12 protein-coding genes are annotated in these 12,992 nt (G+C 62.7%); 4 read left to right on the top strand and 8 right to left on the bottom strand.

Annotated elements, in window-relative coordinates:
- Window positions 1-178: 178 nt before the first annotated feature.
- The 4 genes from parE (at window position 179) to ACPPVP_RS22030 (ending at window position 5,125) form a co-directional block, all read left to right on the top strand.
- Window positions 179-2,233 carry a DNA topoisomerase IV subunit B gene (gene parE, locus ACPPVP_RS22045; RefSeq protein ID WP_426524360.1) on the top strand — a complete coding sequence of 685 codons (2,055 nt, stop codon included), beginning with the start codon at window positions 179-181 and terminating at the stop codon, window positions 2,231-2,233.
- 223 nt (window positions 2,234-2,456) lie between these two features.
- Entirely contained in the window at window positions 2,457-3,254 is a 798-nt protein-coding gene (locus ACPPVP_RS22040; protein WP_426524358.1) for an outer membrane protein, read from the top strand.
- 799 nt (window positions 3,255-4,053) lie between these two features.
- Entirely contained in the window at window positions 4,054-4,239 is a 186-nt protein-coding gene (locus ACPPVP_RS22035; RefSeq protein WP_057835483.1) for a hypothetical protein, read from the top strand.
- Between the two features lie 115 nt (window positions 4,240-4,354).
- Window positions 4,355-5,125, top strand: coding sequence for an SDR family NAD(P)-dependent oxidoreductase (locus tag ACPPVP_RS22030; protein WP_426524356.1), 771 nt, complete (start codon window positions 4,355-4,357; stop codon window positions 5,123-5,125).
- A 152-nt stretch (window positions 5,126-5,277) separates the two neighbouring features.
- On the opposite strand, the gene ACPPVP_RS22025 is transcribed toward ACPPVP_RS22030, so the two are convergent.
- From ACPPVP_RS22025 to leuD, 8 genes are all read right to left on the bottom strand, one after another.
- On the bottom strand, window positions 5,278-6,030 hold the full coding sequence (locus ACPPVP_RS22025) for an outer membrane protein (protein WP_426537989.1): 753 nt from the start codon (window positions 6,028-6,030) through the stop codon (window positions 5,278-5,280).
- Between the two features lie 209 nt (window positions 6,031-6,239).
- Entirely contained in the window at window positions 6,240-6,998 is a 759-nt protein-coding gene (locus ACPPVP_RS22020; protein WP_426524354.1) for an outer membrane protein, read from the bottom strand.
- A 198-nt stretch (window positions 6,999-7,196) separates the two neighbouring features.
- Window positions 7,197-8,414, bottom strand: coding sequence for an FAD-dependent oxidoreductase (locus ACPPVP_RS22015; RefSeq protein WP_426524352.1), 1,218 nt, complete (start codon window positions 8,412-8,414; stop codon window positions 7,197-7,199).
- A 48-nt stretch (window positions 8,415-8,462) separates the two neighbouring features.
- Window positions 8,463-9,335, bottom strand: a complete 873-nt coding sequence (locus ACPPVP_RS22010) for an ABC transporter permease (protein WP_426524350.1) — start codon at window positions 9,333-9,335, stop codon at window positions 8,463-8,465.
- Window positions 9,332-10,165: an ABC transporter ATP-binding protein gene (locus ACPPVP_RS22005; RefSeq protein ID WP_426524348.1), complete on the bottom strand. Its 834-nt coding sequence runs from the start codon at window positions 10,163-10,165 to the stop codon at window positions 9,332-9,334. Before ACPPVP_RS22005 ends, ACPPVP_RS22010 begins: the two co-directional genes overlap by 4 nt.
- Window positions 10,162-11,208 (bottom strand): ABC transporter substrate-binding protein, encoded by a 1,047-nt coding sequence (locus tag ACPPVP_RS22000; protein ID WP_426524346.1) that lies wholly within the window; start codon window positions 11,206-11,208, stop codon window positions 10,162-10,164. The genes ACPPVP_RS22005 and ACPPVP_RS22000 overlap by 4 nt, the downstream gene beginning before the upstream one ends.
- Complete coding sequence (gene leuB / locus ACPPVP_RS21995) at window positions 11,208-12,347, bottom strand: 3-isopropylmalate dehydrogenase (RefSeq protein WP_426524344.1); 1,140 nt, start codon at window positions 12,345-12,347, stop codon at window positions 11,208-11,210. The genes ACPPVP_RS22000 and leuB overlap by 1 nt, the downstream gene beginning before the upstream one ends.
- Window positions 12,344-12,991, bottom strand: coding sequence for a 3-isopropylmalate dehydratase small subunit (gene leuD, locus ACPPVP_RS21990; RefSeq protein WP_426524342.1), 648 nt, complete (start codon window positions 12,989-12,991; stop codon window positions 12,344-12,346). Before leuD ends, leuB begins: the two co-directional genes overlap by 4 nt.
- Window position 12,992: the final 1 nt, after the last annotated feature.

Genomic DNA, 12,992 nt, shown 5'->3' with positions numbered 1-12,992 from the left:
ACGGCGTTACGGACATCTGTTCAGCACCGCGCGAGCCTGATAGAGGCTCGCCATCCGGTGCAACAGCGGGAAGAAGGCGCAATCACGCCTGCCCCACCGTCACCTTTTGAGCCCATCCGTGGCATAGTCAGAGCAACCGATTCGCTCGCGCGATATCGCGCGCAACACCTAAAGAGCCATGTCCAAGCCATTGAAATCAGCTGCAAAAACCAAATCCGCCAACGATCTCTTCGGGGCGGAACCGAAGGGTCGCACCCCCGCCCGTGCCGCTTCGCGGGCGACCAGCGCCGAGGCCGGCTATACGGCGGCCGACATCGAAGTGCTGGAAGGATTGGAGCCGGTACGCCGGCGTCCCGGCATGTATATCGGCGGCACCGACGAAAAGGCGCTGCATCATCTGTTCGCCGAAGTCATCGACAACGCGATGGACGAAGCGCTGGCGGGACACGCCTCCTTCATCGAGGTGGAATTGGGCGCTGACGGATTTCTGACCGTCACCGACAATGGCCGCGGCATTCCGGTCGATCCGCATCCAAAGTTTCCGAAGAAATCCGCGCTCGAAGTCATCATGTGCACGCTGCATTCCGGCGGCAAGTTCGATTCCAAGGTCTATGAGACCTCGGGCGGTCTGCACGGCGTCGGCGTCTCCGTGGTCAACGCGCTCTCCTCGCTGCTCGAGGTCGAGGTCGCACGCGAGCAGAAGCTCTACAAGATGTCGTTCGAGCGCGGTCATCCCAAAGGCAAACTCCAGGATCTCGGCAAGATCAACAACCGCCGGGGCACCCGGATTCGCTTCAAGCCCGACACCGATATTTTCGGCGCCAAAGCCGCGTTCAAGCCGCAGCGGCTGTTCAAGATGGCGCGCTCGAAGGCCTATCTGTTTGGCGGCGTGAAAATCCGCTGGCGCTGCGATCCCGAGCTGCTGCGCGGCATCGAAGAGGTGCCCGCCGAGGACGAATTCCACTTCGTCGGCGGCCTGAAGGATTATCTCGCCGCCGCTGTCCACGCCGACACGCTGGTGCATCCGGATATCTTCTCCGGCAAATCGGGACGCAACGGCGCCCACGGAGCCTGCGAATGGGCAGTCGCGTGGACGGCCGATGCCGACGGCTTCCTTTCCTCCTATTGCAACACGGTGCCGACACCGGACGGAGGGACGCATGAATCCGGCATGCGCAGCGCGATGCTGCGCGGCCTGAAAGACCACGCCGAGCGCATCGGCCAGGGCAAGCGCGCCGCCCCCATCACCTCGGAAGACGTCATGGTGGGCGCTGCCGTCATGCTCTCGGTGTTCGTGCGCGAGCCGGAATTCCAGGGCCAGACCAAGGACCGCCTTGCTACCGCCGAAGCGCAGAAGATCGTCGAACAGGCGATCAAGGATCCGTTCGACCACTGGCTGTCCGGCAATCCGCTGCAGGCCAACAAGCTCCTCGACTTCGTCATCGAGCGCGCCGACGAACGGCTGCGCCGCCGCGCCGAGAAGGAGACTTCACGCAAGACCGCGGTGAAGAAACTCCGCCTTCCCGGCAAGCTTGCGGACTGCACTAACACGGCCACCGAAGGCTCCGAACTCTTCATCGTCGAAGGCGACTCGGCCGGTGGCAGCGCCAAGCAGGCGCGTGATCGCAAGACCCAGGCGATCCTGCCCCTGCGCGGAAAAATCCTCAACGTCGCGTCCGCCGGCAAGGACAAGCTGACCGCCAACGCGCAGCTCTCCGATCTGATGCAGGCGATCGGCTGCGGGACGCTGGCGCATTATCGCGAAGAAGATCTGCGCTATTCCCGCATCATCATCATGACCGACGCCGACGTCGACGGCGCACACATCGCATCGCTGCTGATCACGTTCTTCTACCGCCAGACGCCGCGGCTGATCGACGAGGGGCATCTCTATCTCGCGGTACCGCCGCTCTATCGCCTTACCCACGGCAGCAAGACGGTTTACGCCCGCAACGACGCGCATAAGGAAGCGCTGCTGAAGAGCGAGTTCAACGCCAACGCCAAGGTCGATGTCGGCCGGTTCAAAGGCCTGGGCGAGATGATGCCGGCGCAGCTGAAGGAAACCACCATGGACCCGGCCAAGCGCACGCTGCTCCGCGTGGTCCTTCTGGCCGACGACCGCGAAGGCACCGCCGATTCTGTCGAGCGGCTGATGGGGACCAAGGCCGAGGCCCGGTTTGCCTTCATTTCCGACAAGGCGGAATTCGCCAGCGACGACCTGCTGGACGTGTGATTTTACCGTTGTTGGGCAGTTTCCGGGGCTATTTTAGCCTTTTTGGGCTCGGTTAGCGCTGGAATCCGTCAAATTTTCAGACCTTTCCCAGGCGTTCGTTTGTCGGAAGGTGTGCTCCTCCCGCAACAGCTTTTTGGCCTGAACTACGTATAGTCACGGTATCGGATTTTGGGAATCGGCGCTCGCGCTGTTCGTCAAGCGAACTGGAAATTGGGGATTGGACATGAAGAAGTTGGTGCTCGCTCTGACCGCGGTTGCGGCATTTACTGGATCCGCCTCGGCGGCTGATCTCGGGGCTCGGCCCTACACCAAGGCGCCGGTAGCGGTCGCCCCAGCCTATAACTGGACCGGCTTCTACATCTTTGGCGGCGGCGGCGGCGGCTTGTGGGCAGCCGACAGCAACGTGCAGACCGCCCCTGGGGCCGTCGCGATCACCCGCGATCAGCGTCTGGGTGGCAGCGGCTGGTTCGGTACGGTTGGTATCGGTTACGATTGGCAGTTCAACGGTCGCTGGGTTGCGGGCGTATTCGCTGATGGCCAATTCGGCGACATCCGTGGCTCGCTGAGCGATCCCTTCTTCGGCACTGAAGGCCGCGAAAAGCTTCGCACCAGCTATGCGGCAGGCGTGAGGGTCGGTTACCTCGTTGCCCCGAATGTGCTGTCGTACGTCAACGGTGGTTACTCGGGCTCGGAGTGGTCAGGCACGACTCAGTCGTTCATCGTCCCCGGCGGCGTAAATGTAACGACCACCCCCTCCTTCAATCGTAATGGCTGGTTCATTGGCGGCGGTGTCGAGAACAACTTGGACATTTTCGGAATCACCGCACCCGGCTGGTTCATGAAAACCGAATATCGTTCGGCGTTCTATGACCGTATCTCCTTGCCCGAGACGTTTACGCCTGGCTTCGGCGGCGGCCTTACCGGTACGGCCACAACCTTCAAGCCGTGGACGCAGACCATTAGCACTTCGCTCGTCTATCGCTTCAACTGGGGTGGTGCTCCGATCGCCGCAAGGTACTGATCCCTGCTAAATCAACAGCTCAAGAGCCCCGGCATTGTCCGGGGCTTTTTTGTTGTCTGGAATATGGGACTTTCGGACCGCATCAGCCGCCTGTTATGGCCGCCTTCAGCGACGGTAGGCGCGCCGCAACAGATTACTCGATCTCCAACCAGTCCGGATCCGTCATCGCCTGCCCGCGTGCGTCGCGATAGGCCATCGCTTCGGCACGGCCGACACCTGATATCAAGAGCGACGGGTCGTCCGCCGGCTCGCCGTAGGTGATCGTGGCCCCGCGGGCGACCGTTATGCCCTATCGCTCCGGACCCACGGCTTCGCGCCTCGCCTGCCACCAGTCGAGATCGAGACGCGCTGCTTCCGCGACATCTAAGCAGCCGGGAACGGCGGATGCGAGCAGGCGTTAGAAGTCCCCAGCGGCGGCAGTGCAGCGTCGGCCTCCGCGCGGGAGCGCGCTGGCTGGAACGCCTTGGCGCCTGTGCCGCGGACAGCGCGATTCGGAAGCTGTCCTGCGACGACAAGCCGACCTGCGTCCGCGACAGTTCGTAGAGACGGCCGAACAGCGCGGCATAGCGTTTCTCGTAATAACCGCGCCACATCGCCGTCTCCATCCGTGCACAGGAATGACCGTCCGGCGGTTCATGATGGCCCCTGACATCGCAGTGCAACGACTTCCGGCCTTGCACAGCCGGCCGGCTTTGTATTCGATCGGAAGCTACGGCCGCCGCAGGCAACGGTTTCCTTGGTGGCCGACGACAAAGCCGCAAGCCCCGCCCGGGGCTGAGACGGCAACAGGGGGAAATCCATGGCCAGATCGCTTTCGATCATCGGCTTTCTGGCGCTTGCCATCGGCTTGCTGTGGATTGGGCAAGGCACCGGCGCCATCCGCTGGCCGCCATCGAGTTTCATGATCAATCAACTGCAATGGGCCGGATATGGCGCGCTGCTCGGCGCCGTCGGTCTGATCCTGATCTGGCAGGGTAACCGCTAGATTCGTAGCTTCGCAGGATGGGTGGAGCGCAGCGCGATACCCATCAACTCTGCGCGTTGTTGGATGATGGGTATCGCTGCGCTCCACCCATCCTACAAAAAAACGGACGACAACCATGACAGCACGACCCTTCGATCTCACGGGCAAGGTAGCCATCGTCACCGGTGGCAATGGCGGCATCGGGCTCGGCATGGCCAGAGGGCTTGCACAGGCCGGCGCGGCGATCGTGGTGGTCGGCCGCAACGAGGCCAAGTCGGCGGAGGCGGTCGCGGAGCTTAAGCAAGGTGGCGCCAGGGCGATTGCGGTCTCCGCCGACGTCACCGACAAGGCCGCCGTCGCCGCCATGGTCAGCCGCGTCACCGGCGAGCTCGGCCGAATCGACATCCTCGTCAACAATGCCGGCATCAACATCCGCAAGCCGCCGCATGCGCTCGATATCGCCGAGTGGAACAGCGTGATCCAGACCAACCTCACCAGCGCCTTCCTGTGCTCGCAGGCGGTCTATCCCGCCATGAAGGCGGCCGGCGGCGGCAAGATCATCAATATCGGCTCGATGATGTCGATCTTCGGCGCCAGCTTCACGCCGGCCTATGCCGCCAGCAAGGGCGGCATCGTGCAGTTCACCCGCTCCTGCGCCTGCGCCTGGGCCGCCGACAACATCCAGGCCAACGCCGTGCTGCCAGGCTGGATCGATACGGACTTGACCAAGCGCGCCCGCAAGGAGATCGACGGCCTGCACGACCGGGTGCTGGGGCGGACGCCTGCAGCGCGCTGGGGCGCCATCGATGACTTTGCCGGGATCGCGGTCTTCCTCGCCTCGCCGGCGTCAGATTTCGTCACCGGATCGGCGATTCCCGTCGACGGTGGCTACTCGATCATGGGCTGAGACAGGATGGCGTGCCCGCGCAGGGATGACGGCTGATTCGGCCAAAAGCCATCGCGCTCCAGGCAGCAGAACCGGAGACCAGTTTTGCCTGATCTACCAAACGAAAAGCCCCGGCTCGCACCGGGGCTTCCTCGTTTGGGCTTGTCTGTCGATCAGTATTTCGCGACGACCGGGCCACCGAACTTGTAGCTCAGACGGACCACAGCCGACTGGATGTCCTTGGGCTTGGCATCGAAGGTGTAGACGGCCGGAGCCGCGGCGCCAGCGAGCTGGTAGCTCTTAGTCTCAAAGGCCGAGTAGTCGTACTCAAGTCCGACGATCCAGTTCGCGGTGATGCCATACTCCCAGCCGGCACCAACGGTCCAGCCGTTGTGCCACTGAGTCGACGATCCCGAACCCGTGTTCGCCGGTACCGTATCGGAGACCGACAAGCGGTTGTTCACGCCGGCCCACCCGCCCTTGACGTAGAACAGGTTGTTGTTGAATGCGAGACCGGCACGGCCGGTGATCGTCGCCATCCAGTCGGCACGCCAGCTGAACCGGTCATCAAGTCCGACGCCGAAGACGTTGTTGAGCACGTCGCCCCGGGTATCGAGGCCGGAGATGGTGCCCTCGAGACCGAACACGAAGTTGTTGGCCTGCCAGTTGTAGCCGATCTGGCCACCACCGATGACGCCGGTTCCGCGCTGACGGAATCCCTGGCCGGGTGCGAGGTCGCCGAACAGGGTGGTGTTGGCGGTATTGACCCACTCCTGGTTGGTCCAAGCGCCACCGACGTTGCCGCCGATATAGAAACCGCCCCAGTTGTAGACGGCAATCGGAGCCACGGGAGCCTTGGTATAAGGTCGCGCCGCCAGATCGGCGGCCGAAGCGGACATGGAACCCATCGCGAGAGCCAAGGACATCAGGACAAGCTTTTTCACTGGTGATCTCCCAAACGCTTCAATCAAGTGGAACCGACTTACTAGAGATGTGCGAGAATCGCTGTCACCGCCGCAACACAGTTTCGACTTCTTTGCGGCTTCCCTGAGCCGGGGCGGTGGGCGCCAGCTCTACGCAGACGAAAAAGCCCCGGCCAATGCCGGGGCTTTTAAGGTCTTCAGATCGGGAAAGATCAGTACCGGGCAACGACCGGGCCGCCGAAGCGGTAGTTGACGCGGACCGTGACCAGATCAACGTCCTGGCGGATGCGGTCGGTGCCGAACAGGGTTCCGGCGGCGCCGGCGACGCCGTTGTTGATGAAGGTATAGGACTTGTCCTGCAAGAAGATGTGGTTGTACTCGACGCCGGCTGTCCAGTTTGGAGCGAAGCCGAATTCGAGGCCAACGCCGACCGTGCCGCCCCAGTTGGTGCTGTCAACGTTGTTCGAAACCTGAATGCCGGTGGCCGTCGCGAAGCTATTGAAGCGATCGGAAACCACGGCGCCGCCGCCCTTCACGTAGAACAGGACGTTGTTCCAGGCGTAGCCGACCTGGCCAGTGAACAGACCGAACGCATCGATTTTGCTGGAATTGCGGAAGGCCGGGAAGGCGAGGCTGGTGTTGCTGCCTTTGAAGTCGGCCCAGTTGCCCTGCGCTTCGAGGCCGAACACCCAGTTGCTGGCCTGCCAGCGATAGCCAATCTGACCACCAGCGGTACCGCCGGTCGAATCGTGGCAACCTTCAGCAACAAGGAAGGCACCGGCCGGGGTCGTGAAGTCCCAGCACTTGTGGCTCGAGCCCCAGCCGCCGTTAGCGCCGATATAGAAACCGCTCCAGTCATAGACCGACACAATAGCGGGCGCCTTGGTGTAGGGCCGTGCAGCCAGATCGGCGGCCGAAGCGGACATGGAACCCATCAGAAGGGCTGAAACTGCGAGAGCGATTTTTTTCATGGTACATCCTGTTGGGCAAAACCGAAATTCTGCCGCGAAACTAACCAGAAGTACTCGGAAAAGCTGTAACTACGCTGCAACAGTGTTGTGGATTCGGCCTTCGCACGTCCTGATTGCGACTTGGCGGGGCAAATTGGTTAATTATTCCTCATTCCGGCATCGTCAGGGGCTTTTATTGCACGCTCCGCCGGTAGCGCCCTAAGGTCCACGAATCGGCGACTGCACATGCTCGGGCCGCACACCCAGGCCGACAAACCGCGCCGTGATGCCCTGCAGCCAGGGCACGGCAGTGAGCAGCCGCATTACGAATGGGGCTTTCAGCGGCTGATTGCCCGGCTTCAGCGCGGCGTTCACGATGTTGTTCTGAACGACGACCTGCATCCGCTGGGTCATCCTGACCGGAAACTCGCGGCGCCGGCGCACGGCGTCGAGTTCGTCCTCCGCGGGCACCCCATCCATCGTCAGCCGTGACGCGAGCAGATTGGCGGTCGCGACCGCATCCTGCACCGCGAGGTTGACGCCGACGCCGCCGATCGGCGACATCGCATGCGCGGCGTCGCCGATGCACAACAGCCCCGGCCGCGTCCAGCGCTTCAGCCGGTTGACCGCAACCGTCAACAGCTTCACGTCGTCCCAGCTTTTCACCTCGGACAGCCCCGATTTCAGGACCGGCGCCATCCGCGCGATGTCGTCGAGCAGCGCGGGCAGTCCCCTCGCCCTCACGGCGTCATACTGCCCCTTGGGAATGACGAACGCGCATTGCCAGTAGTCGCCGCGGTCGAACGTCACCATCATCTTGCCGGGATCGACGCGGGCAAACAGGTTTTCGGTTTCGCCTTCCCGCTTGCCGGCGCGAAACCACAGCACATCCATTGGCGCGCCGATCTCTTCGACTTCGAGGCCGGCGCGTTCGCGCACCAGCGAATGGCGGCCGTCGCAGGCGATGGTCAGGTCGGCCTCGATATCGATCACGCCGTCGGGCGCCCTGGCTTTCACCCCTGTGATGCGATCGCCGTCACGCAGAAGATCGATCGCTTCCGTCGACATCATCACTTTCAGCGACGCGAACCGCTTGCCGCCCTCGCGCAGAAAGTTGAGAAAGTCCCACTGCGGCATGAAGGCAATGAACGGATATTTGACGTTGAGCCGGCCGAGATCCGCGATCCGCACCGTCTCGCCGCCGAACATGCCCTCCATCCTCTGCAGGCGCTGATGCGGCAATTTGAGAAAGCCATCGATCAGCCCGAGTTCGTCCATCACCTGCAGTGTCGAGGGATGCACGGTGTCGCCACGAAAATCCCGGAAGAAATCCGCGTGCTTCTCCAGCACCACGACATCGACGCCGGCACGTCCGAGGAGATAGCCGAGCATCATGCCGGCCGGGCCACCGCCAACGATGCAGCAACGTGTTTTCATCACTCGCTCCCTCGCATCGACAGAGCCGAGCCTACTCAGCCATCGGGCCTACTCAACCATATTGTGCTGCTGCCAGCGTAACAGGTGCGCCTGCAACCGCCAGATCATGGCCGAAAGCGCCACCCCCACCAGCATCAGCACGATCACCGCGACCATCATCCCGGAGGCTTCCGCCCGCGCCTCGGACTCGATGATCAGGCGGCCGATGCCGCGCTCCGCGCCGATGAATTCGCCGACGATGACGCCGATCAGGGCAAACGAGATCGCCGGCGACAGCGAGGCAAACACCCAGGCCATGGTCGAGGGGATCACGACGGTGCGGGTGATCTGCCATTCGCTGGCGCCGAGCAGCCGCGCGACATTGATAAAGCCTTCGTCGATCGAACGGGCGCCCTCGAACGTATTGAAGAACACCAGAAACACCACCACGATCCACGAAGTCACGATTTTCGAGGTGTCGCCGATCCCGAATGCCAGCACGATGATCGGCGCCAGCGCGATCCGGGGTATCGAATTCACCGCCGTGATGAAGGGCTGAAAGATCGCGCTGAGCCGGTCTGAACGTCCGAGAATCAAGCCGGCGACAAAGCCACTCGACACGCCCGTGACAAAACCGAAGAACGTGTTCTTCAGCGTGATCGCGGTCGCGATCCAGAGATTGTTCTCGTTGCGCGCCATGCATTTGGCAAAGTCGCCGTTGAACCAGCCGTTGAATACGCCGAGCTTGGATTTGAGGCAGCTCAGGATCAAAAAATGCTCGAAGATCTGCGACGGCTTCGACACGAAATACGGATCGAGCAGATCGGGTACCAGCCACGGGGCGATCGCATGCAGGTCATAGCCCCATTGCCAGATCGACAGCACAGCGACACAGATAAGGATCTGCCAGGCCAGCGTATTGCCGATGCGACGGCTCCTCATGGCCTGCGCCCCTTGACGAATTCCTCCCCGAGCGAGTGCCAGATGTGCTGGAACAGCTCGGCATAGCGCGGCGTCTCACGCACCTTGACCGCATCGCGCGGCCGCGCGAAGTCCACCTCGAACATGTCCTTGATCTGCCCTGGGCGGGCCGAGAACAGGATGATCCGGTCGGCCAGCGTCAAGGCTTCGCCGAGGTCGTGGGTCGCGAACAGAACGGTCTGCTGCTCGCGCTCCCAGATCCGCAGCAGCACGTCATGCATGTCGATCTTGGTATGGGTATCGAGCGCGCCGAACGGCTCGTCCATCAGCAATATCTGCGGCTCCACCACCAGCGTTCGCATCAGCGCCGCGCGCTGACGCATGCCGCCCGACAGCGCCGACGGATAAGCCTGTCCGAAGCCCTGCAGGCCCGCCTGCGCCACGCAGGCCGCGATCCGTTCCTTGCGTTCAGCCTCCGGAACGCCGGCCAGCTCCAGACCGTAGCCGATATTGTCGCCAACCGTGCGCCACGGGAACAGCGTGTCGCGCTGAAAGATGTAACCGACATTGGGCGTCGCTTTTCCCGCAACGACCGGCACGCCGTCGATCAGGATTTGACCGCTGGTCGGCTTGATCAATGTCGCGATCATGTTGAGAACGGTACTCTTGCCGGAGCCGGACGGCCCCAGAAGGGCGACGAACTCGCCGCGGCGGACGCCGAAGGAAACATCCCGCACTGCCTCGATCGCGGTGCCGGCAAGCTGAAACGTTTTGCTCAATCCCCTGACGTCGACGCGCTGGACACTGGATTGTCCATCCGGCAGGCCAGCGGAAAGGTTCTGGACGTTCAAGCCGGATACGCCTTTCGCGCTGCCTCGATAAAGGTCGGGCTGACCAGATCGGCCGGCGTCAGCGGTTTGATGCCGGTCATTTCCCGGAACCAGACCTTTTCGCCGCGGGCGAAAGCCGCAGCGTCGATCGACGCATCATAGTCCGTGACCTTTTGCAGCGCCGTGATCTCGAGGATGTTGGCGGGGCGCGAGGTGCTGCCGACATAGGGCTCGATCGTGTCATAGACTTCGTCGGGCGAATGTTTCCTGAGCCACTGCGTCGCCCGCCAGATCGCGGTAACGAAGGCTTGCATCTTGGGCGGGTCCTTGTCGATGGTCGCCTGCAGCGTGAAATGCGCCGTCACCGGCACCTTGCCGCCGATATACTTGTTCCAGATCGCTTCATCGGTGCCGTCGAACAGCAGCGCGCCCCACCCCTGCTCCTTCGAATCGTTGAGCAGCGACAGCGAACTGACGAGGACATCGACCTGCCTGGTCTTCAGCGAACCCAGCATGGTGTCGACATTGCCGGTGCCGATCCAGGTGACTTTCTGGTCGAGCTCCATCGTCTCCATGTAATAGGACGACCAGACGTGGTTGGTGCCGCCCAGCGACGACACCGAGACGATCGGCTTGCGCCCGTCGGGACGTTTCCATTCCGTCAGCTTCTCCAGCGAGGTGATGCCCTGGTCCCACAGATCCTTGCGGATGATGAACATCACCGAAGAAGAGCGGGTATCGACCGGCATCAGCACGCGGCCATTGCGGCCGCGATTGGAGAGCTGCATCGGATGGGTGATATCGCCGATGCCGATGTCGCCCTGCGCGGAGGCGATAATTTCGCGTGTCTTGACCCCGCTGCCGCCCTGGATCAGCTTGCAGTCGAGCCCCGCCTCCTTGAAGTACCCCAATTTGTCGGCGAGGAATTGCGTCTGATAGACCGGCACCGCGACCGGATAGATCGCGCGGCCGGGCTTGTCCTCGGCCCATGCCCTCCCGGAGGCGATCGCGGCGCCGCCGGCCGCAATCACCGTCAGCGCCGAACGTCTGGTGACATGTGCCATCACGCGCGCTCCTTTTCCTTTGCCACGACTTTCTCCAGCGCGTTCAGCACCGCGTCGCCCATTTCCTGCGTTGAAAGTCGTTTTGCGCCCGCCTCGGCGATATCGGCGGTTCGCGCGCCGCCCGACAACGCACTCGCCACGGCCTTTTCCAGCAGGTCCGCATCCTCGGCCCGGTTGAGCGTCATGCGCAGCATCATGGCGACGCTGAGAATGGAGCCGAGCGGGTTGGCGACGCCCTTGCCGGCGATGTCGGGGGCGCTGCCATGGACCGGCTCGTAAAGCGCCTTGCGCCGGCCGAACCGATCGACCGGACCCAATGAGGCCGACGGCAGCATGCCGAGCGATCCGGAGGCCATCGCCGCGCAATCCGACAGGATGTCGCCAAAGATATTGCCGGTCACCATCACGTCGAATTGCCTGGGCTCGCGCACGATCTGCATCGCGGCATTGTCGACATACATGTGCGTGAGCTCGACATCGGCATATTCCGCTTCGTGCAGCGCAATGACTTCCTCGCGCCACACCACGCTGGCCTCCAACACGTTGGCCTTGTCGACCGAACAGACCTTGTTCTTTCGCGTCCGCGCCAGCTCGAAAGCCGAACGCGCGACGCGCCGGATTTGATCGGTCGTGTATTGCTCGGTGTTAAAACCGCGGCGCTGCCCGTCGGCAAGCGTCTCGATGCCACGCGGCTCGCCGAAATAGATGCCGCTGGTCAGTTCGCGGATGATGACGAAGTCGACGTCCCTCAGCACGCTGGCCTTGAGCGGCGCCGAATCCGCCAGCGCCGGATGAGCAACGATCGGCCTGAGATTGGCGTAGAGATCGTATTTGCTGCGCAGGCCCAGGAGACTACCTGCCTTGCGCGCCGCAGCCGGCACTTCTTTCGTCTCCGGCCCGCCGGTCGCGCCCCACAGGATCGCGTCGGCCTCCTCCATCGCCTCGACGGTGTCAGGCGGCATCACCTTGCCGGTCGCGAGATAGGGAATGAGGCCGTATTGCGCCTCGCGCAAAGCCACGGGAACACCACGCTTCGCTGTAAACCAGTTGAGCACCCGCTGCGACTGCGCGGTCACTTCTGGGCCGATGCCCTCGCCGCCGACCACGGCGACCTTGATCATGTTGGACCGATCATTCATGTCGCATTTCCTGCCGTTGTTGTTGCGAAGTGGATCCAGGGCCGTTCCGCCCGGTCGGCCGCCTGAAAGGCGCGGATTTCGTCGTCGCGCTGCAATGTCAGCGCGACTTCGTCGAGACCTTCCAGCAGGCCCTCGCGACGGCGCGGATCGATCGCAAAATCGTGCCGCTGTCCCGAAGGCGAGATGATCGTCTGCTGCTGCAGGTCGATGCTGATGCGCCCTGCCCCCTGGGTCTGCTGAACGTCAGCGGCAAGGCTGTCGACGATCTCCTTGTCGACGATGATCGGCAGGATGCCGTTCTGGAAGCAATTGGCAAAGAAGATGTCGCCAAAGCTCGAGCCGATCACGGCCCGGATGCCCATTTCCTGCAGCGACCAGACCGCGCCTTCGCGCGAGGAGCCGCAGCCAAAATTGGGGCCGGTGATCAGAATTTCCGCTTGCCGATAGGGCTCCCGGTTCAGGATGAATTCGGGGTTTTCCGAACCGTCGGGCAGATAGCGCAGCGCACCGAACGCCCATTTGCCGAGCGTCCCGCGAATGGAGTTTCCAACCAGCCGCTCGATGCGGATGATGACGTCGGTATCGATGTTGCCGCGCATGATGGGAGCGGCAATTGCTGTCAGGGTGTTGAACGGTTTCGGCATG

The sequence above is a fragment of the Bradyrhizobium sp. McL0615 genome, from assembly GCF_049993905.1.
In the GTDB taxonomy this organism is placed as follows: Bacteria; Pseudomonadota; Alphaproteobacteria; order Rhizobiales; family Xanthobacteraceae; genus Bradyrhizobium.
The sequence above is the reverse complement of the archived record's forward strand: the minus strand, read 5'-3'. Positions and strand labels throughout refer to the sequence as shown.